The 18,203-nt window shown below is 58.5% G+C and carries 21 protein-coding genes and 1 riboswitch; of the genes, 13 read left to right on the top strand and 8 right to left on the bottom strand.

What is annotated here, in order from left to right; genetic code table 11:
* The first annotated feature begins 36 nt into the window (after positions 1-36).
* Together D8U69_RS26035 and D8U69_RS26030 are read left to right on the top strand one after the other, a co-directional pair.
* A complete protein-coding gene (locus D8U69_RS26035; RefSeq protein ID WP_056852957.1) occupies positions 37-774 on the top strand; it encodes a DUF599 family protein in 738 nt (245 codons plus the stop codon).
* Positions 774-1,175 carry an MAPEG family protein gene (locus D8U69_RS26030; protein WP_056852956.1) on the top strand — a complete coding sequence of 134 codons (402 nt, stop codon included), beginning with the start codon at positions 774-776 and terminating at the stop codon, positions 1,173-1,175. Before D8U69_RS26035 ends, D8U69_RS26030 begins: the two co-directional genes overlap by 1 nt.
* 76 nt (positions 1,176-1,251) lie before the next feature.
* On the opposite strand, the gene D8U69_RS26025 is transcribed toward D8U69_RS26030, so the two are convergent.
* Complete coding sequence (locus D8U69_RS26025) at positions 1,252-1,488, bottom strand: hypothetical protein (protein WP_056852955.1); 237 nt, start codon at positions 1,486-1,488, stop codon at positions 1,252-1,254.
* 160 nt (positions 1,489-1,648) lie between these two features.
* Between D8U69_RS26025 and D8U69_RS26020 the strand changes: the two genes are divergently transcribed.
* The 4 genes from D8U69_RS26020 to D8U69_RS26005 all read left to right on the top strand — a co-directional run bounded on the left by D8U69_RS26020 (position 1,649) and on the right by D8U69_RS26005 (position 5,354).
* Positions 1,649-2,125, top strand: coding sequence for a PaaI family thioesterase (locus D8U69_RS26020; RefSeq protein ID WP_056852954.1), 477 nt, complete (start codon positions 1,649-1,651; stop codon positions 2,123-2,125).
* Complete coding sequence (locus D8U69_RS26015) at positions 2,122-2,571, top strand: PaaI family thioesterase (protein ID WP_056852953.1); 450 nt, start codon at positions 2,122-2,124, stop codon at positions 2,569-2,571. Before D8U69_RS26020 ends, D8U69_RS26015 begins: the two co-directional genes overlap by 4 nt.
* An 82-nt stretch (positions 2,572-2,653) precedes the next feature.
* On the top strand, positions 2,654-4,558 hold the full coding sequence (gene htpG / locus D8U69_RS26010) for a molecular chaperone HtpG (RefSeq protein ID WP_056853163.1): 1,905 nt from the start codon (positions 2,654-2,656) through the stop codon (positions 4,556-4,558).
* A gap of 67 nt (positions 4,559-4,625) precedes the next feature.
* The gene (locus D8U69_RS26005) at positions 4,626-5,354 is read left to right on the top strand and encodes a dienelactone hydrolase family protein (RefSeq protein ID WP_130905250.1); all 729 of its coding nucleotides are present in this window, start codon (positions 4,626-4,628) and stop codon (positions 5,352-5,354) included.
* A 121-nt stretch (positions 5,355-5,475) separates the two neighbouring features.
* On the opposite strand, the gene D8U69_RS26000 is transcribed toward D8U69_RS26005, so the two are convergent.
* The 5 genes from D8U69_RS26000 to purM form a co-directional block, all read right to left on the bottom strand.
* Positions 5,476-6,363, bottom strand: coding sequence for a pirin family protein (locus D8U69_RS26000; protein WP_056852951.1), 888 nt, complete (start codon positions 6,361-6,363; stop codon positions 5,476-5,478).
* A 62-nt stretch (positions 6,364-6,425) separates the two neighbouring features.
* Positions 6,426-6,842: an OsmC family protein gene (locus tag D8U69_RS25995; RefSeq protein WP_056852950.1), complete on the bottom strand. Its 417-nt coding sequence runs from the start codon at positions 6,840-6,842 to the stop codon at positions 6,426-6,428.
* A gap of 144 nt (positions 6,843-6,986) precedes the next feature.
* The gene (locus D8U69_RS25990) at positions 6,987-7,700 is read right to left on the bottom strand and encodes a DUF3108 domain-containing protein (protein WP_056852949.1); all 714 of its coding nucleotides are present in this window, start codon (positions 7,698-7,700) and stop codon (positions 6,987-6,989) included.
* An 8-nt stretch (positions 7,701-7,708) separates the two neighbouring features.
* Complete coding sequence (purN, locus tag D8U69_RS25985; RefSeq protein WP_056852948.1) at positions 7,709-8,359, bottom strand: phosphoribosylglycinamide formyltransferase; 651 nt, start codon at positions 8,357-8,359, stop codon at positions 7,709-7,711.
* A complete protein-coding gene (gene purM / locus D8U69_RS25980; RefSeq protein WP_034146362.1) occupies positions 8,359-9,417 on the bottom strand; it encodes a phosphoribosylformylglycinamidine cyclo-ligase in 1,059 nt (352 codons plus the stop codon). The genes purN and purM overlap by 1 nt, the downstream gene beginning before the upstream one ends.
* Before the next feature lie 383 nt (positions 9,418-9,800).
* On the opposite strand from purM, the gene D8U69_RS25975 reads away from it, so the two are divergent.
* The 6 genes from D8U69_RS25975 (at position 9,801) to D8U69_RS25950 (ending at position 15,141) form a co-directional block, all read left to right on the top strand.
* Entirely contained in the window at positions 9,801-10,862 is a 1,062-nt protein-coding gene (locus D8U69_RS25975) for a DUF2066 domain-containing protein (protein WP_056852947.1), read from the top strand.
* Positions 10,863-10,898: 36 nt separating this feature from the next.
* Positions 10,899-11,972: an AI-2E family transporter gene (locus D8U69_RS25970; RefSeq protein ID WP_056852946.1), complete on the top strand. Its 1,074-nt coding sequence runs from the start codon at positions 10,899-10,901 to the stop codon at positions 11,970-11,972.
* Between the two features lie 219 nt (positions 11,973-12,191).
* Positions 12,192-12,896, top strand: a complete 705-nt coding sequence (hda, locus tag D8U69_RS25965) for a DnaA regulatory inactivator Hda (RefSeq protein WP_056852945.1) — start codon at positions 12,192-12,194, stop codon at positions 12,894-12,896.
* Between the two features lie 227 nt (positions 12,897-13,123).
* Complete coding sequence (locus tag D8U69_RS25960) at positions 13,124-13,768, top strand: NlpC/P60 family protein (RefSeq protein ID WP_056852944.1); 645 nt, start codon at positions 13,124-13,126, stop codon at positions 13,766-13,768.
* A 164-nt stretch (positions 13,769-13,932) separates the two neighbouring features.
* Complete coding sequence (locus D8U69_RS25955; RefSeq protein ID WP_056852943.1) at positions 13,933-14,469, top strand: C40 family peptidase; 537 nt, start codon at positions 13,933-13,935, stop codon at positions 14,467-14,469.
* A gap of 18 nt (positions 14,470-14,487) precedes the next feature.
* Entirely contained in the window at positions 14,488-15,141 is a 654-nt protein-coding gene (locus D8U69_RS25950; protein WP_130908458.1) for a class I SAM-dependent methyltransferase, read from the top strand.
* Positions 15,142-15,162: 21 nt separating this feature from the next.
* Here the strand turns inward: D8U69_RS25950 and D8U69_RS25945 are convergent, their stop codons facing one another.
* Both D8U69_RS25945 and D8U69_RS25940 read right to left on the bottom strand, forming a co-directional pair.
* Entirely contained in the window at positions 15,163-16,476 is a 1,314-nt protein-coding gene (locus tag D8U69_RS25945; RefSeq protein ID WP_130908457.1) for a sorbosone dehydrogenase family protein, read from the bottom strand.
* A 68-nt stretch (positions 16,477-16,544) separates the two neighbouring features.
* Positions 16,545-17,129 carry a hypothetical protein gene (locus D8U69_RS25940; protein WP_130905255.1) on the bottom strand — a complete coding sequence of 195 codons (585 nt, stop codon included), beginning with the start codon at positions 17,127-17,129 and terminating at the stop codon, positions 16,545-16,547.
* 148 nt (positions 17,130-17,277) lie between these two features.
* Positions 17,278-17,508: riboswitch (cobalamin riboswitch) on the top strand.
* Positions 17,509-17,590: 82 nt separating this feature from the next.
* Here D8U69_RS25940 and cobO point away from each other — a divergent pair.
* Complete coding sequence (gene cobO / locus D8U69_RS25935; protein ID WP_056852939.1) at positions 17,591-18,202, top strand: cob(I)yrinic acid a,c-diamide adenosyltransferase; 612 nt, start codon at positions 17,591-17,593, stop codon at positions 18,200-18,202.
* Position 18,203: the final 1 nt, after the last annotated feature.

The following is an 18,203-nucleotide window of genomic DNA, read 5'->3' as shown; positions in this document are numbered from 1 at the left end:
AGGTTTCACCGTCGCCACCGTCTCACAGGGAATTGCATGTCCTTCATTCACGCCAACCTGATCCACATTCTTGCCGCCATTTGGTTTGTCATCTGCTGGGGCGGTTACACACGTTATGCCACCTGGAAGGGCCGTGACACGGCGTGCCTGGCCAGCGTTCTGCACCTCTATCGCGAAGACTGGATGCGCCGCATGCTGCTGCGCGACAACCGCATCGCCGACGCCAGCGTGATCGGCAATCTGGAGCGCAACGCCTCGTTCTTCGCCTCCAGCACGTTGATTATCCTGGCGGGTATTCTCACCGTGCTCGGCGCATCGGAGCGAGCGGTCTCGCTGTTGGCAGATATCCCGATGGTGCAACAGGCCTCCCAGGGCATGTCGGAGATCAAGTTGCTGTGTCTGGCGCTGGTGTTTGTCTATGCATTCTTTACCTTTAGCTGGTGCATGCGTCAGTACAACTTCGCAGCCATTCTGGTCGGCTCGGCCCCCATGGTCGGTGAGCGCCATGTGTCCGAACAGGAGCGCAAGGCCTTTGCCGCTCGCGCGGCGCGCGTCATCTCAATGGCCGCCAACCAGTTCAACTTCGGTCTGCGCTCCTACTACTTCGGCATGACCATGCTCGCCTGGTTCGTCAGCCCGTGGTTGTTCATGCTGATGAGTGCCGGTGTGGTGTTCGTGTTGTATCGCCGCGAGTTCCACTCCGACGTTCTCGACGTGATGGTCTATACCCCTACAGAGGCACCAATGCCCGAGGTGAATAAAGAGGCTGCTTGATGAGTATTCCATTCTGGTGTGTGTTTATCAGTGCCGTACTGATTTATGTGGCGCGGATGCCCGTGACCACGGCCATGAAAGAGCAGGGCGGCTATGACAACCACTTGCCGCGCCAACAGCAAGCGCAACTCACGGGGTTGGGGGCTCGTGCGGTAGCGGCACATCAGAACAGTTTTGAGGCGTTCATATTGTTCGCGGTTGGTGTGCTGATGGCGCATACCACGCAGACAGCGGGCTGGCTCATCGACTTGTTGGCGATCATTTTCGTGATCTCGCGAGTTCTCTATTTGGTGTGTTACTGGAAGGATCTGGCGTGGCAGCGCAGTCTGGTTTGGCTAGTGGGATTAATCTGCTCGTTGTTGTTGATGATTAGTCCGACTTTTCGCACGATTTTGCTTTAGCGCTGACATTGCAAAAAAATCAGGCAAAAGAAAACCCGCACTTGGCGGGTTTTCTTTTTCGACGCTAAAAACCGGTTTAGTTTTTAGGCGCTGCTTCTTTAGCAGCTTCTGCGTTCGATTCAGCCTGATCTTTGGCGGCTTCGGCGTTTTCTTTCGCCGCGTCGTTCACTTTATCCTGAGCTTTGTTCATGTCTTGCTGAGCTTGCTCAGCATGTTTGGCTGCATCTTGAGCTTTGTCCTCGGATTTTTTATCGCAGGCAGCGAGACCGAGGGAAGCGGTCAACATCAAGGCAATAGCTAAAGTCTTACGCATGGGGTGTTTCTCCTTATGGAAAATATCTATCTGGCCTTAAGAGCCCAGCCGTCAGGGTTAAGTTCCTCACTTTGTTCAGATATATAAGTTTGTTCTAAAACGGAACTTTTACCCGGACTGTTACTGCACTGTCCGAATGTTAAACAAGAGTATTTATCAAATGGCCGAAAACCCCGTTTTTGAGCGTGCGACGCGATTTCTGTCGGCGCTTCGACATTGTCAGGTACTCGGTTTGCGGGTTCACAGCGCGAGTACCGAGGGGCTTACGGTGGTACTGCCTTACAGTCCGCAAATCGTTGGAAACCCACAGACAGGCGTCATTCACGGCGGCGCACTGACATCGCTGATGGACACCGCATGCGGTATGTCCACACTCTGTGTGCTGCCCGAGTTCGAAGTCTGTCCGACCCTCGATCTGCGCATCGATTACATGCATGCCGCCGAGCCGCATAAAGATGTCTACGGCTTCGCCCAGTGTTACCGGGTCACCACCGACGTGATTTTCGCCCGCGGCTTTGCCTATCAGGACGATCCTGAACAACCAATTGCCCATGTCGTGGGCACGTTCATGCGCATGGGCAAGAACATCAAGGGCACCAAGGGTTTTGGTGGCGCCATCGCCGGAGTCAGGAAATGAGCGATTTTCAAGAACGACTGCAGGCGGCCCATGAGAAGGGCGAGTACAGCTCGCTGCTGCAATTGATTCCCTATGCCGGGCTGATCGGTGTCGAATGTTCGCGGGTGGGCGATGACTTGCTGTTCCGCCTGCCGGCCAACAAGGACAACATTGGTAACCCTTTATTGCCTGCGATCCATGGCGGCGTGATCGCCGGTTTCATGGAACTGTCCGCGGCGCTGCATCTACTGATTGCCACCGGATCGCCGGGGGTGCCGAAGATTATCGATTTTTCCCTCGATTACCTGCGCGCCGGGCAATTCCGTGATACCTGGGCCAGGTGCCAGGTCTGCCGTCAGGGGCGGCGGGTGGCCAATGTGGCGATTACCGCCTGGCAAACCACCGAAGGCGAGCCCATCGCCACAGCCCGGGCGCATTTCAAACTCGAGGAGCCCTTGAAATCCTGAACTGAGCCCCCAACTCTGATGACAACCCGCCGCCGACCGCTCAAGGTCGCGGCCAATGCCATCTGATTGGAGTTTGATGACCATGAGTGTGGAAACTCAAAAGGAAACCCTGGGCTTCCAGACCGAGGTGAAGCAACTGCTGCACCTCATGATCCATTCGCTGTATTCCAACAAGGAAATCTTCCTTCGCGAACTGATCTCGAACGCCTCTGACGCTGTAGACAAATTACGTTTCGAAGCGCTGTCCAAGCCAGACCTGCTGGAAGGCGGCGCCGAACTGAAAATCCGTGTGAGCTTCGACAAGGACGCTAAAACCGTCACCCTCGAAGACAACGGTATCGGCATGAGCCGCGAAGATGCGATCACCCATCTGGGCACCATCGCCAAATCCGGCACTGCCGACTTCATGAAGCACCTGACCGGCGACCAGAAGAAAGATTCGCACCTGATCGGCCAATTCGGTGTCGGTTTCTACTCCGCATTCATCGTCGCTGACAAAGTCGACGTGTACAGCCGTCGTGCCGGCACCGCCGCCAGCGAAGGCGTGCACTGGTCATCCAAGGGCGAAGGCGATTTCGAAGTTGCAACCATCGACAAAGCCGAGCGCGGCACCCGCATCGTTCTGCACCTGAAATCGGGCGAAGACGAATTCGCCGATGGCTGGCGTCTGCGTAACATCATCAAGAAGTACTCCGACCACATCGCCTTGCCAATCGAGCTGCCCAAAGAAGTGGCGGCCGCTGAAGGCGAAGAGAAGCCAGCCGTTGAATGGGAAACCGTCAACCGCGCCAGCGCGCTCTGGACTCGTCCGCGTACCGAAATCAAGGACGAGGAATACCAGGAGTTCTACAAGCACATCGCTCACGACTTCGAAAACCCGCTGAGCTGGAGCCACAACAAAGTCGAAGGCAAGCTGGAATACAGTTCGTTGCTGTACGTGCCAGCCCGTGCTCCGTTCGATCTGTACCAGCGTGAAGCGCCGAAAGGCCTGAAGTTGTACGTACAGCGTGTGTTCGTCATGGACCAGGCCGAATCGTTCCTGCCGCTGTACCTGCGCTTCATCAAAGGTGTGGTCGACTCCAACGACCTGTCGTTGAACGTGTCGCGGGAAATCCTGCAGAAAGACCCGATCATCGACTCCATGAAGTCGGCGCTGACCAAGCGCGTGCTCGACATGCTGGAAAAACTGGCGAAAAACGAGCCTGAGCAATACAAGGGCTTCTGGAAGAACTTCGGCCAGGTCATGAAAGAAGGCCCGGCAGAAGATTTCGCCAACAAGGAAAAGATCGCCGGCCTGTTGCGTTTCGCATCGACCCATGGCGACGATGGCGAGCAGGTTGTTGGCCTGGCCGATTACCTGGCGCGTGCCAAGGAAGGTCAGGACAAGATTTACTACCTGACTGGCGAAACCTACGCACAAGTCAAAAACAGCCCGCACCTTGAAGTCTTCCGCAAGAAGGGCATCGAAGTGCTGCTGCTGACCGACCGCATCGACGAGTGGCTGATGAGCTACCTCAACGATTTCGACGGCAAGAGCTTTGTCGACGTGGCACGCGGTGACCTGGACCTCGGCAACCTGGACTCGGAAGAGGACAAGAAGGCCGCTGAAGAAGTCGCCAAGTCCAAAGAAGGTCTGGTTGAGCGTCTGAAGACGGCGCTGGGCGAGTCCGTAGCCGAAGTTCGGGTTTCCCATCGTCTGACCGATTCCCCGGCGATCCTGGCCATTGGCGAGCAGGATCTCGGCCTGCAAATGCGCCAGATCCTCGAAGCCAGCGGGCAGAAGGTTCCGGATTCGAAGCCGATCTTCGAATTCAACCCGGCTCACCCGCTGATCGAGAAGCTCGACAATGAGCAGAGCGACGAGCGCTTCGGCGACCTGTCGCACATCCTCTTCGATCAGGCGGCCCTGGCGGCCGGCGACAGCTTGAAAGATCCGGCGGCCTACGTACGTCGACTGAACAAGCTATTGGTTGAGCTGTCGGCTTAATCAGGTTGTAGAAAAACCCGCTTCGGCGGGTTTTTTCATTCTGGTGTTTATGAGTCAGGAGTCAGAAATGAGCCAAATCACTGTACGTTCCGTTGCCTATCAGATTGACGGCCAGGCCTACGAAAGCCGTCTGGCCTTTGATGCCGGCCACCAAGGCCCGCGTCCGGGTTTGTTGATGGCGCCGAACTGGATGGGTGTTGGTGCCGGCGCCGAGGAGATCGCCAAGTCGGTTGCGGCCAAGGGTTATGTGGTGCTGATCGCGGATCTATACGGGCAATCGGTGCGTCCGCAGAACAACGATGAGGCGGGCGCGGCAATGACGCCGTTGAAGAATGACCGCCCCTTGCTGCGCAAACGCATGCAAGTGGCGTTCGAGCAGTTGCAAAGCCAGGGTGAGGCCGCTGTCGATACCTCGAAGCTGGCCACGTTCGGTTTCTGCTTTGGCGGTTGCTGTGCGCTGGAATTCGCTCGCACCGGTGCTCCGGTGAAGGCGGCGGTGTCGTTCCACGGTACGCTCGATACCCCGGACGTCAACGATGCAAAAAACATCAAGGGCTCGGTATTGGTGCTGCACGGCGCGTCCGATCCATTGGTACCGAAAGAGCAACTGCCGGCGTTCGAAGATGAAATGAATGCGGCGGGCGTGGATTGGCAGCTGCTGAGCTACGGCGGCGCATTCCATTCGTTCACCGATCCGCATGCGAATGTGCCGGGCATGATGATGTACGACGCCAAGGTCGCCGCCAGGGCGTTCACCTCGATGCACAACCTGCTGGATGAAGTGTTCAAGGGCTGACAGTAATTCGATCGGTCCCACGCGCAGCAAAGGAATGCCTCAACGGACGCTCCGCGTTCGGCTCTGGATGGGACGCGGAGCGTCCCGGGCTGCATTCCCACGCAGAGCGTGGGAGCGATCATCACAGCGGAGTGGGTTCGCTTCGTCCTTTTGGCAGTTCGATTCGCTCAACTTCCCCCGGCACTGTCGGCCAATCTCCGGCCGCCCAGCGCCGGCGCGCTTCGTCGATGGCCGCCGGATCGCTCGCCACGAAATTCCAGTTGATCCGTCGCGGTCCATCCAGCGGCGCACCACCGAACAGCACTGCATGACAATCGCTCTCGGCGAACAGTGTCATCTCTTCCCCGGCCGGCAAGACCACTAGCGAATGCGGTTCTACCGGCTCGCCATCCAGGTGCACATCGCCGCTCAACACATACAGCGCTCGTTCTTCATGCTCGGTTGGAATCAGCAAAGTCGTCGCCGTTTGCAGGTTCAATTCCGCGTAGAGCGTAGGAGAAAGAACAGGTACCGGTGACTCAAGGCAGAAGCCTGACCCGGCGATCATGCGGATCTTTACCCCCAGGTTATCGCTGACCGGGAGTGTCGCTGCCGGGTGATGGCTGTAATGCCCTGGACCTTGTTCATGATCCTTGGGCGAGGCCAGCCAGATTTGCAAGCCGTGCAGCTTGAAACTCCGATCCCACAGCGGCTCAGGCGTGCGTTCAACGTGAGCGATGGCGCTGCCGGCCGTCATCCAGCTGACATCGCCGGCGTTGACCACTTGATCCGAACCGAGGCTGTCCTTGTGCTGAAGCTGCCCCTCGAACAAGTAGGTAAGGGTCGACAGGCCGATATGCGGATGCTGTCGGATGTTCATGCCTTTGCCTGCCGGATACTCGGTTTCGAGCATGTGGTCGAAAAAAACGAAAGGTCCGACGCTGCGGCATTTGGCTGACGGCAACGGGCGAAGAATCGGCTGGCCTTCGACATCTTCAGCGCGAGGGCGGATCACGAGCGGAGTGTTCATGGTGCGTTCCAGACTGAGCGGGTAATGCCGTCGAGCATAACCCGCTTGCGCAGCCGTTGCCGCTATTGGCTGAATGCACCTTCCGAGAGGTGGGTTTCGATGCTGACTTCGGACGTGGTCATCAGCTTGTGGATCGGGCAGCGGTCAGCCACGCGATGCAGCTCGTCACGCTGTGCATCGGTCAGTACGCCCTTGAGCGTCAGCTTCACGTGCAGCGCGTATTTGCCTTTCTGTTCTTCGCTGTTATCGCGCTTGACCTCGACACCGACGCCAGTCAGCGGTATGTCCTTTTTCTTCGCGTACATCTTCAGGGTCAGGGCCTTGCATGCGCCCAATGCCGCGTCGAAGTAATCGTGTGGTTCCGGTGCGGAGCCTTCGCCGCCCGCGGAAACCGGGGCATCGGCAAACAATTGGTGGTCATCGATCTGTACGGTATGGCGAAGACCTTCAGCGGAAACGGTGTTGACGGTGACAGTCATGGAAAACCTCGCTAGCGACAGGAATAGTCATTCGATCAAAAAAGACCTTGAAGGTATAGAGCATGCCTGCGGTGACACGTTCCGGTTTTTTGTCCGGGCATGAAAAAGCCCCGCGATTGCGGGGCTCCTTCGTATCGTTGCGGATCAGCTGCCCTTGACAGCCTTGCCGTTGACGGTGCCGTCCAGGAGCATGATGTTGTACTCCTTGCCGTCGGTTTCGACCTGTTGCAGACGGACCAGCAGATAGTCCCAATCCTTGGCGAACCACAGCACGGTGATGCGCTTGCTTTGGGTCGGGTCGCGAACGCGCTCGACCTTGATCGCCTCGATCTGGCCAGCCTTGGTGTCGACTTTTTCCGAGCCCAGCACGCGGAAGTCATAGGTATCGACTTCGCCATCATCGACAACCTGATAGCTCATGCTTTTTTTGCCGGCAGCCACGTCATGTTGCAGTGCCAGTTGATAGGTGGATTTGTCGAAGATGCCGCGGTTCAGCGGGATATTGACTGCGTCACCACGATCGGTGCCGGTGACCTTTTTGGCGGCCCAGTCGAAATCCAGGTCAGCCTTTTTGGCTTTGCCCAGGCCACCACGTTCGAAGTGGTAGGACTGGGGCAGCAAGGTGTCCTTGTCGACCGTCAGGGTGCTTTCTTCGGACAGGCTGGCGATCATCATTGACGCCTTGAAGCTGAGTTTCCAGACGCCGTTGGCTTCCTTGGTCAGGCTGCGTTCGGCGGTGCCGCTCATGGGCAACTGCTTCCAGTCGGCGGTGTAGCTGGCGGAGAAGGGTTGAAGGTCTGCGGCCTGCGCGAATGGCAGGGCGAGCAGAGCGCAAGCGAAGAGCAGGGCGCGACGCATAAAATCTCCTAGGTTCGAATCAAGTGGCCGCTGGCGGCGAGTAACTGTCCATCCAGTAAAGCACCTTGCTCACCGAGTGATAACCGGCCTTCGGCAAACCAGCGTACGGCCATCGGGTAGATCAGGTGTTCCTGAGCGTGGACTCGCTGCGCCAGACTTTGCGGCGAGTCGTGCAACTCTACCGGTATTACTGCCTGTACGACCAGTGGTCCGCCATCGAGTTCCTCGGTGACAAAGTGCACGGAGCAGCCGTGCTCGGTGTCACCGGCCTCCAGCGCGCGCTGATGAGTGTGTAACCCTTTGTATTTGGGTAGCAGCGAGGGATGGATATTGAGCAGGCGACCCTGGTAATGACGGACAAAGCCAGCGCTGAGGATGCGCATGAAGCCGGCCAGTACCACGAGTTTGGGATTGAAGGCGTCGATCAGTTCGATCAGCGCGGCGTCGAAGGCCTCGCGACCTTCGAAAGCCTTGTGATCCAGTGAGCGGGTGGCGATACCCGCATCACGGGCGCGTTGCAGGCCGTAGGCGTCGGCGCGGTTGGAAATCACCGCAGCGATGCGGACCGGGCTGTCGCCGGTCCGCGTGCTGTCGATCAAGGCCTGCAAGTTACTGCCGGTGCCGGAGAGCAGCACCACGACATCACAGGTGGCGGACATCAGTGCGCCTTAAGGTTCTTCAGTTCAACCTGAGCCGCGCCTTCGGCAGCGGTGGAGATCTGACCGATGACCCAAGGCTGCTCACCGGCTTCACGCAGAACGTTCAGGGCGGTTTCCACGTGCTCTTGAGCCACGCAGATGACCATGCCCACGCCGCAGTTCAGCACGCGGTGCATTTCGTTCTCGTCGACGTTGCCTTTCTCTTGCAGCCAGTCGAACACCGCCGGGCGGGTCCAGCTCGCTACGTCAACGACTGCTTGGGCGCCTTTTGGCAGCACACGCGGGATGTTGTCCAGCAGGCCGCCACCGGTGATGTGGGCCATGGCTTTGACAGCGCCGGTTTCCTTGATCAGCTTGAGCAGCGGCTTCACGTAGATGCGGGTCGGGGCCATCAACAGATCGGTCAGCGGTTTGCCGTCGAGCTGGGTGTTTTCGATGTCGGCACCGGAGACTTCGATGATCTTGCGGATCAGTGAGTAACCGTTGGAGTGCGGGCCAGAGGACGGCAGGGCGAGCAGGGCATCGCCGGCAGCGACCTTGGAACCGTCGATGATTTCGGACTTTTCCACGACGCCGACGCAGAAACCGGCCAGGTCGTAGTCTTCGCCTTCGTACATGCCTGGCATTTCAGCGGTTTCGCCGCCGACCAGCGAGCAACCCGACAGTTCGCAGCCAGCGCCGATGCCGGTCACGACCTGAGCGGCGGTGTCGACGTTCAGTTTGCCGGTGGCGTAGTAGTCGAGGAAGAACAGCGGCTCGGCGCCGCAAACCACCAGGTCGTTGACGCACATGGCAACGAGGTCGATGCCGATGCTGTCGTGTTTGTTCAGGTTCAATGCCAGGCGCAGCTTGGTGCCGACGCCGTCAGTACCGGAAACCAGCACAGGCTGCTTGTAGCCGGCCGGGATTTCGCAGAGGGCGCCGAAACCGCCCAGGCCGCCCATGACTTCCGGGCGCGCAGTGCGCTTGGCGACGCTCTTGATGCGTTCGACCAATGCTTCACCGGCGTCGATGTCTACACCGGCGTCCTTGTAGCTCAGGGAGGGTTGCTTGCTCATGATCCAGGCCTTTAGGGGGGATTCAGGGGTAACGACCGAGTCCAGCGGGGCCGCCGAAATCGACGAAGGCGATTGCCTCACGCGAATTTCGAAAGTGCCCGGCTGTTGCCGGTCTGCGAAGGCGCGCGATTTTATCAGGCTTGAAGGGCAGCGGCCATCCTCAGGCCGACGGCAGGGACATATCCGCCTAAAAAAACCTTAATTATTCCGGGTTGATGGCATCCTGCTGACCTGTGCAAGGTATCGTCATTAACCGTCTATCGTTATGACAGTGCGAAAACTTACCCAGAGCGTGTGAATGTTTTGCGCCGGGCGATGGTCACAGCCTTGCTCGATGTCTTCATGCGGTCTGTTCCAGCCGCTCTTGTCGTCAGGAATCTTCCATGCGTTTTTGTAAATTCTTGTTTGTAGGCTGTTTGTCATTGTTCAGTCTGGTCAGTCATGCCGAAACCGTCAAAGGCCTTTATCAAGTGCGCGAGCCGGTCAGTGGCCAGGCGCCGGAGGAGCGTGATCAGGCGACCCAACGCGCGCTGGATACGCTGGTGTTGCGCCTGACCGGCGATCCCAAGGCAGTGCAAAGTCCGGGTCTGGCGGCGATTCGCAAGGATCCGCAGCAAATCATCAGTCAGTTCGGCTTCGACGCCGGGCCACCGGAAGTGCTGAAAGTCGATTTCGATCCGGCATCTACCGAGCAGGCGCTGCGGCGCGCCGGGCTGGCAATGTGGGGCGCCAATCGACCCTCGATACTCAGTTGGTGGTTGAACGATTCCGCAGAGGGCTCGAGCCTGGTAGGCGACGGTCAGGCCAGCGCCGCACCTTTACGCAGGGCGGCGCAACATCGCGGTTTGCCGCTGCGGTTACCGCTTGCCGATCTGAACGAGCAGATCGTCGCCACGGCGCCGAATCTGGAAAGCGCTGATCCGGCACCGCTACGTGGGGCGTCGGAACGTTACAATGCCGATGCGTTGCTCGCGGTGCATGCCCGGGAAGAGGGGGGGCAGTGGCAAGCCAAGTGGCGTTTGTGGCTGGGCGATCAAAAGGAGGCGGGCAATGTTCAGGGGGCTGATCAGGCGGCCTTGGCGGATGCAGTGATGTTGGCGGTCAATGAGCGCCTGGCGCCGCGGTTTGTTGCCAAGCCGGGAGCGTCGTCGCAGCAGTTGCTGGAAGTGCAAGGCATGAACCTTGAGCGCTATGCAGTGCTTGGGCGTTTGCTGGAGCCTTTTGCCGGGCGCCCGCAAAGTGTCGACGGTGACCGGATCCTGTATCGGGTCAACGGCAGTACCGATCAATTGCGTGCGCAATTGTCCCTGGCGAAGTTACAGGAGGTGACGGATGCACCGGTAGCTGCCGTTCCCGTGACGCCGGCTCAGCCTGCGGCGGGCGGTTCTGCTCCTGCCGTAGCGCCAGCCCCGGCCCCGACCCCGCAATTACGTTATCGCTGGTAGATTTTCTTTCTTTATATAGAAGCAATGGAGTGGTTCATGGCCGATACGCGGCGTTGGTTCTGGTTGGGTGCAGTAGTCCTGCTCTGCGCGTTTATCTGGCTGTTGCATCCGATTCTCACGCCGTTTCTGGTGGCGTTGTTGTTGGCATATCTGTTCGATCCAGTGGTGGATCGGCTGGAAAGGGCCGGACTGTCGCGGACCTGGGGCGTGATCACGGTATTCGCGTTGTTCACCCTGATTGTCACCGCGCTGATGCTGGTGTTGGTGCCTATGCTCGCCAAGCAGCTCTTGCGCTTATATGAATTGGCGCCACAGATGCTCGATTGGTTGCAGCACACTGCGTTGCCATGGGCGCAGTCAAAGTTTGGCTTGTCGGAGGGTTTCTGGAAGTTTGACAAGCTCAAGGCGGCCATCAGTGAGCACATGGGGCAGACCACCGATATTGTCGGGGTGGTGTTGAGTCAGGCGACGGCCTCGGGGCTGGCCCTGATTGGCTGGCTGGCGAACCTGGTATTGATCCCGGTGGTGAGTTTCTACTTGCTGCGCGATTGGGATCTGATGATGGCCAAGATCCGCAGCCTGCTGCCGCGTGATCGCGAAGAGCGCGCAGTGTCCCTGGCCGGCGAATGCCATGAAGTGCTGGGCGCGTTCGTGCGTGGGCAGCTGCTGGTGATGGTGGCGCTGGGCGCAATCTACGCCGCGGGCCTGATGCTGGTTGGTCTGGAGTTGGGGTTGCTGATCGGTTTGATTGCCGGACTGGCCGCGATTGTGCCGTACATGGGGTTTGTGATCGGGATTGGCGCGGCGCTGATCGCCGGGTTGTTCCAGTTCGGTGGCGATCTGTATCCCATGATCGGCATCGTCGCGGTGTTCATGGTCGGTCAGGCGCTGGAAGGCATGGTCCTGACGCCGTTGCTGGTGGGGGATCGAATCGGCTTGCACCCGGTGGCAGTGATCTTCGCGATTCTGGCCGGTGGTGAGTTGTTCGGGTTTACCGGCGTTCTGCTGGCACTGCCGGTGGCAGCGGTGATCATGGTGCTGGTGCGCCATGTACATGATTTATATAAAGATTCAGAAATCTACAGTGGCGTTGACGAGCCTGAGCTATAAAGGAAGGCGCGGGCAGCCCGGGTCGCTCCCGGGTTGCCCTGCACCTTCCATTGGATTGTTGCCCGCAGCGCCAAAGAAACTGTCATAAAACCAGAGCGCTAACGCAAACCTTTGATTTTGCTTGTGGTCTGTCGCATTGTGCGGTCGGCTTCACGGGTATAAACTTCGCAAACTTTACACAGAGGCCACTAACGGTTCCTTTGGAACTGTTCAGTCAGCATGAAACCGATTCAGCTGCCCCTAGGTGTGCGTCTGCGTGACGACGCCACCTTTATCAACTACTACCCAGGCGCCAATGCCGCTGCACTCGGCTATGTCGAGCGGCTGTGCGAAGCCGATGCTGGCTGGACCGAGAGCCTGATCTATCTCTGGGGCAAGCATGGAGTGGGGCGCACGCATCTGTTGCAGGCCGCATGCCTGCGATTCGAGCAGATGGGTGAACCGGCGGTTTATCTGCCGCTGGCCGAATTGATGGACCGCGGCATCGAAATTCTCGACAACCTTGAACAGTATGAGCTGGTCTGCCTGGATGACTTGCATGCAGTAGCCGGCAAGGCGGATTGGGAAGAAGCACTGTTCCATCTGTTCAATCGCCTGCGTGACAGCGGTCGGCGCTTGCTGATTGCGGCATCGACGTCTCCGCGCGAGTTGCCGGTGAAGCTGGCGGACCTCAAATCCCGCCTGACTCTGGCGCTGATCTTTCAAATGCGCCCGCTCTCCGACGAAGACAAATTGCGAGCCCTGCAACTGCGAGCATCCCGTCGCGGCCTGCACCTGACCGACGAGGTCGGGCATTTTATTCTGACCCGAGGTACCCGCAGCATGAGTGCACTTTTCGACCTGCTTGAGCAGCTCGATCAGGCCTCGCTTCAAGCCCAGCGCAAGCTGACAATTCCCTTCCTTAAAGAGACGCTGGGTTGGTAGTTGAACCCGCTAAATTAAAGGCTTCAAGCGCTTTCTGGCATATTTCAGGCGCCAGAAAATCCGCTTTCCCGCATGGCTGCAGGCTGCGTCAGCATTCAAAATAGGCTTAAGCGCTTAGATGTTAACGAGAAACCGATAAGTCACAAAAAGTTCGATTGAATTTGCAAATGAGGTTGATAGCGGGCATAGTCTCGGCTTCTTTACAACTATCAGCCACGGTCGTGCCCATGCTAAATCGCTTTGCACCCCTCGTGCCCCTCGCACTCGTTACCCTGTTGTTCGGTTGCGCTGCCCATACTCCGGTGTCCCAGCAGCAACAACAGCAGGTTCAAAACTCTGTTACTGCCCAAGCTTCCGCTCGTTATCAGGAAGCTCTTTATCAAGAAGAAGTCGCCACCGAAAAAGAACTGGCCAACTTCGCCGATGGCAAGTCCTACCAGCTGCCGGTTCTGGCAGACAGCATTCTCGAACGCGGCATGTCGCTGATCGGTACCCGTTACCGTTTTGGTGGTACCTCTGAAGCCGGTTTCGATTGCAGCGGTTTCATCGGTTACCTGTTCCGTGAAGAGGCCGGCATGAACTTGCCGCGCTCGACTCGTGAAATGATCAACGTTGACGCGCCACTGGTTTCGCGCAGCAAGCTCGAACCGGGCGATCTGCTGTTCTTCGCAACCAATGGCCGCCGTGGTCGTGTCAGCCATGCCGGGATCTATCTGGGTGACAACCAGTTCATCCACTCCAGCAGCCGCCGCAGCGGTGGGGTGCGGATCGATAGCCTGGGCGACAGCTACTGGAGCAAGACCTTCATCGAAGCCAAGCGTGCACTTGCCATGGCCCCCGGTGCCGCTCCGATCGTCACCGCACGCAAGTAAACGGACTTTTTGTAAGGCGAACTTAAAGTCTTACTTGAAGTTTGCCTGATAAGCGCTAGAATTCTGATCAATCAATGATGGCAAACCGCCTGCGTACTGCGCAGGCGGTTTTCTTTTCTGCGTCCCGGCAGAAAACGCCGCAGCCAGATCAGGATGCTCTGCTTATGACGATGTCGGCCCGCCTCGCAATCATCTTTATCGCAGCACTGCTCAGCGCTTGCGCCAGCCGCACACCGCCACCAGCGCCGGTGGTTCGTGCTCCAATCGTATTCGGTCCCTCCCAGGCTTTTTCGCCAGAAGCGCAAGATGTGCTGTTTCGCGCGTTGGGCCTGGTAGGCACGCCCTATCGCTGGGGCGGCAACACGCCGGATTCCGGCTTTGATTGCAGTGGCTTGATCGGCTATGTGTACCGTGATGTCACCGGAATTTCCTTGCCGCGCACCACGCGCGAGATGATCTCCATGCAGGCGGCCAATGTCGGCAAGGAAGGTTTGCAGACCGGTGACCTGATCTTCTTTGCCACCAATGGCGGTTCCCAGGTCAGCCATGCCGGGATTTACGTGGGCGAAGGCCGTTTCGTCCATGCGCCCGCCACGGGTGGCACGGTCAAGCTCGATAGCCTGTCCAAAGCGTATTGGCAGAAAGCCTACCTGAGTGCCAAGCGCGTTCTGCAGCCAGAACATCTGGCGCGCAATCCCTGATGGCTTGAGGTTGTCGATATGACTGCTCGCACGCTTAATCTCGACGATGCGCTGTATCAATATCTGCTCGATGTGTCCCTGCGCGAGACGCCGCTGCTCAAGCGTTTGCGCGACGAAACTCAGGCATTGCCGATGGCGCGCTGGCAGGTAGCGCCCGAGCAGGGACAGTTCCTCGCGTTACTGGTGAAACTCACTGGAGCACGACGAGTGCTGGAAATCGGCACCTTCACCGGATACAGCGCCCTGTGCATGGCTGCAGCCTTGCCTGAAGACGGGGCACTGATCTGCTGTGACATTCCTGGGGATTACAACGCCATCGCGCGTCGCTATTGGCAGGAAGCCGGACTGGCCAAGCGCATCGATCTGCGCCTGGCGCCTGCGCTGGAGACGCTCGGCAAACTCGATCAGCCTGGCGAATTCGATTTGATTTTCATCGATGCCGACAAGGCGAACTACCCAGCCTATCTGGAGCACGCATTGCGCTTGCTGCGTACTGGCGGGCTGGCGGTATTCGACAATACCCTGTGGAGCGGCCGGGTACTTGAGGACAACCCCGAAAGCGCAGACACCCGCGCCATTCAAATGCTCAATCGAGCGTTGAAGGATGACGCGCGGGTTGATCTGTCATTGTTGCCGCTGGGAGATGGGCTCACGCTCTGCCGTAAACGCTAGAGATCACAGGCTTGGGGACGTTTACTGGGTCGCAGACACCCGCCAAACCTTGTTCCCCACATCATCGGCCACCAGCAGGCCTCCTTGCTGATCAATCACCACACCCACTGGCCGGCCCATGGCTTTCTCATCTTCGTTGAGGAAACCGGTGAGCACATCAATCGGTTGTCCCGTTGGCTTGCCAGCGTTGAATGGCACAAAAATCACTTTGTAACCGCTGTGCGGCTTGCGGTTCCAGGAGCCGTGCTGACCGATAAAGGCACCTTCCTTGAATTGCGCCGGCAACGTGTTGCCTTCGGCGAACGTCAGGCCGAGCGAGGCGGTGTGCGGGCCGACGGCGTAATCCGGCGCAATGGCCTTGGCGACCAGATCGGGTTTTTGCGGTTCGACGCGTACGTCTACGTGCTGACCGTAATAGCTGAACGGCCAGCCATAAAAGCCGCCGTCCTTCACGGAAGTGATGTAATCGGGCACCAGATCGCTACCGATTTCATCTCGCTCGTTGACTGCCGTCCACAGCGCCCCGCTTTGCGGCTCCCAAGCCATGCCATTGGGATTGCGCAGGCCAGAAGCAAAGATCCGGTGATTGCCGGTGGCGCGGTCCACTTCCCAGATGGCCGCGCGTCCTTGCTCCTGATCCATGCCGTTTTCGCCGACATTACTGTTGGAACCGACCGTCACGTACAACTTGCTGCCGTCCCGGCTGGCAATGACATTTTTGGTCCAGTGGTGATTCAGCGTACCGCCGGGCAGGTCGACCACTTTGATCGGCTGCGACTTGATCGTCGTGTCGCCGTTTTCATAATGGAAGCGCAGCAGGCGATCAGTGTCGGCCACGTAAAGGTCGTTACCCACCAGCGTCATGCCGAAGGGCGAATTGAGGTTTTCCAGGAAGACCGTGCGGGTTTCGGCGACGCCATCGTGGTCCTTGTCTCTGAGCAGTGTGATGCGATTCGCACTTGGTACACCCGCCCCGGCGCGGGCCATGACTTTCTTGGTGATCCAGCCCTTCACGCCTTTGTTGTCATCGGGCTTGGGCGGGGCATTGGTTTCAGCGACCAGTACGTCACCATTGGGCAATACATACAGCCAGCGTGGATGGTCGAGATTATCGGCAAAGGCGGCGACTTGTGTGCCGCTGGCCGCTACGGGTTTTACGCCCTCCGGCCAGCCAATGGCCGGGGCGATGTTCATCGTCGGGAACAGTGTTTTGTTGGGTTCGGGCAACTTGGGTGACGGGCCGGTGCCGTCGGAGACTTGCAGGCTGGAGGTTTCACCACAAGCGGCGAGCCCTCCGGCGAGCGCGATAACGAGAACGTACTGAGGTTTGCGCATTGCTGATCTTCCCTATGAATGCCTTGATTTAATCATAGAGAAGCCGGGATGCCGGATGGTTCAACGCTTCAGCCGCGAGCCTCCTTGAACAGCACGGCGATGCCGGGATGATACTGGCCCGCTTCGTTGTGCAGCTTGCGATAGGCGTATGGGAAATACCAGGCCACCGCGCAGGTGTGTTCCTTTTGCAGGTCGTCGACCATGTCCTGGAGCTCTTCGGGTGTGGCGCCATGTTGGGTTTTATGCGGCGCCACGAACAGGCAGCCAAGCTTCAGGTCGCTGGCGTAGCTGATGCGTTTGGCCTCGCTGGTGATGTCTTGCAGCGCCTGGGCGAGGTTCAGATTGTTGACCCGTGGCCAGCGCTGAGTGGCCTGGAGCCAGGCGCGGGCTTCGGTGGTGGCGATGAACAGGTCGGCCCGGCCGTTGCGCTCGCCTTCTTCTATCTGTTTGCGGGTGGGCGATTGCTGGAGGGTAATCATCTCGGCCATCCAGGCCGCGGAGGAGAGCAGGCCTAGGTTGGCTTTTTCGTCCAGCCAATAGGGCGTTTCATTGTCGCCGCGTACAGCGTTGTAGCGATCGATGCAGTCAAACCAGCGCTCCAGCACCGGTCGCAGGAATTCCAGCTTCGGATTGCTGATGATCAAGCCTTGCATGGTGCTCACCCTTATTATTGTGTGGTGTTATGGCTCTTTGATATCACTGCTGAGAGTGTGGCACAAGATCGCCATCAGATTATTGATCGCAAGTGTTATTCACTTGTGCGCCCTGTCTTCAATTGACGCTCCACCCCCAACCCTCTAACCTTCGCGGCTTGTTTCAGGTGCTCTGTGGCTCGGGTCGACAGAGTGAAACAGGGAAGTCGGTGAGCGAGCGCATCAAGGGTGATGAGCCGCAATCCCGACGCTGCCCCCGCAACGGTAAATGAGTGAAAGACTGCGCCTTTGGCCACTGTGTCGACTGACATGGGAAGGCGCGCAGTCAGGCGCAAGCCGCTCATGAGTCCGGAGACCGGCCTGATTCATCCAAGCGGCATCACGGTGGGCGATGCCAGGCTTCTTGCCGTCTATTCTTGTGCCTGCCCGCCGTTATTCATGCCTCAACGGAGAGCTCCCCCATGACTGATACCCCTGATCGTGACGAACGTCATCTGGCGCGCATGCTGCGCAAAAAAGCCGTGATCGACGAACGTATCGCCAATTCCCCGAATGAATGCGGGCTGTTGCTGGTGCTGACCGGTAACGGCAAAGGCAAGAGCAGCTCGGCGTTCGGCATGCTTGCGCGATCCATGGGCCATGGCATGCAGTGTGGCGTGGTGCAGTTCATCAAAGGGCGTAACAGCACCGGCGAAGAATTGTTCTTCCGACGTTTTCCCGAGCAGGTGCGATTTCATGTGATGGGCGAGGGCTTCACCTGGGAAACCCAGGATCGCCAGCGTGATATCGCCGCGGCCGAAGCGGCCTGGGCTGTTTCGCAGGAACTGCTGCGTGATCCGTCCATCGGCCTGGTGGTGCTGGACGAACTGAACATCGCCCTCAAGCACGGGTATCTCGATCTGGACCAGGTGCTCAGTGATTTGCAGGCGCGCCCGGCGATGCAGCACGTGGTGGTGACCGGTCGCGGCGCCAAGCCTGAGATGATCGAGCTGGCCGACACCGTCACCGAGATGGGCATGATCAAGCACGCCTTCCAGGCTGGTATCAAAGCGCAAAAAGGCGTCGAGCTGTGAG

It is taken from the genome of Pseudomonas sp. Sample_16, from assembly GCF_004307665.1.
GTDB lineage: Bacteria > Pseudomonadota > Gammaproteobacteria > Pseudomonadales > Pseudomonadaceae > Aquipseudomonas.
Note: the sequence above shows the minus strand (reverse complement) of the source record. Positions and strands in the feature narration are given on the sequence as shown.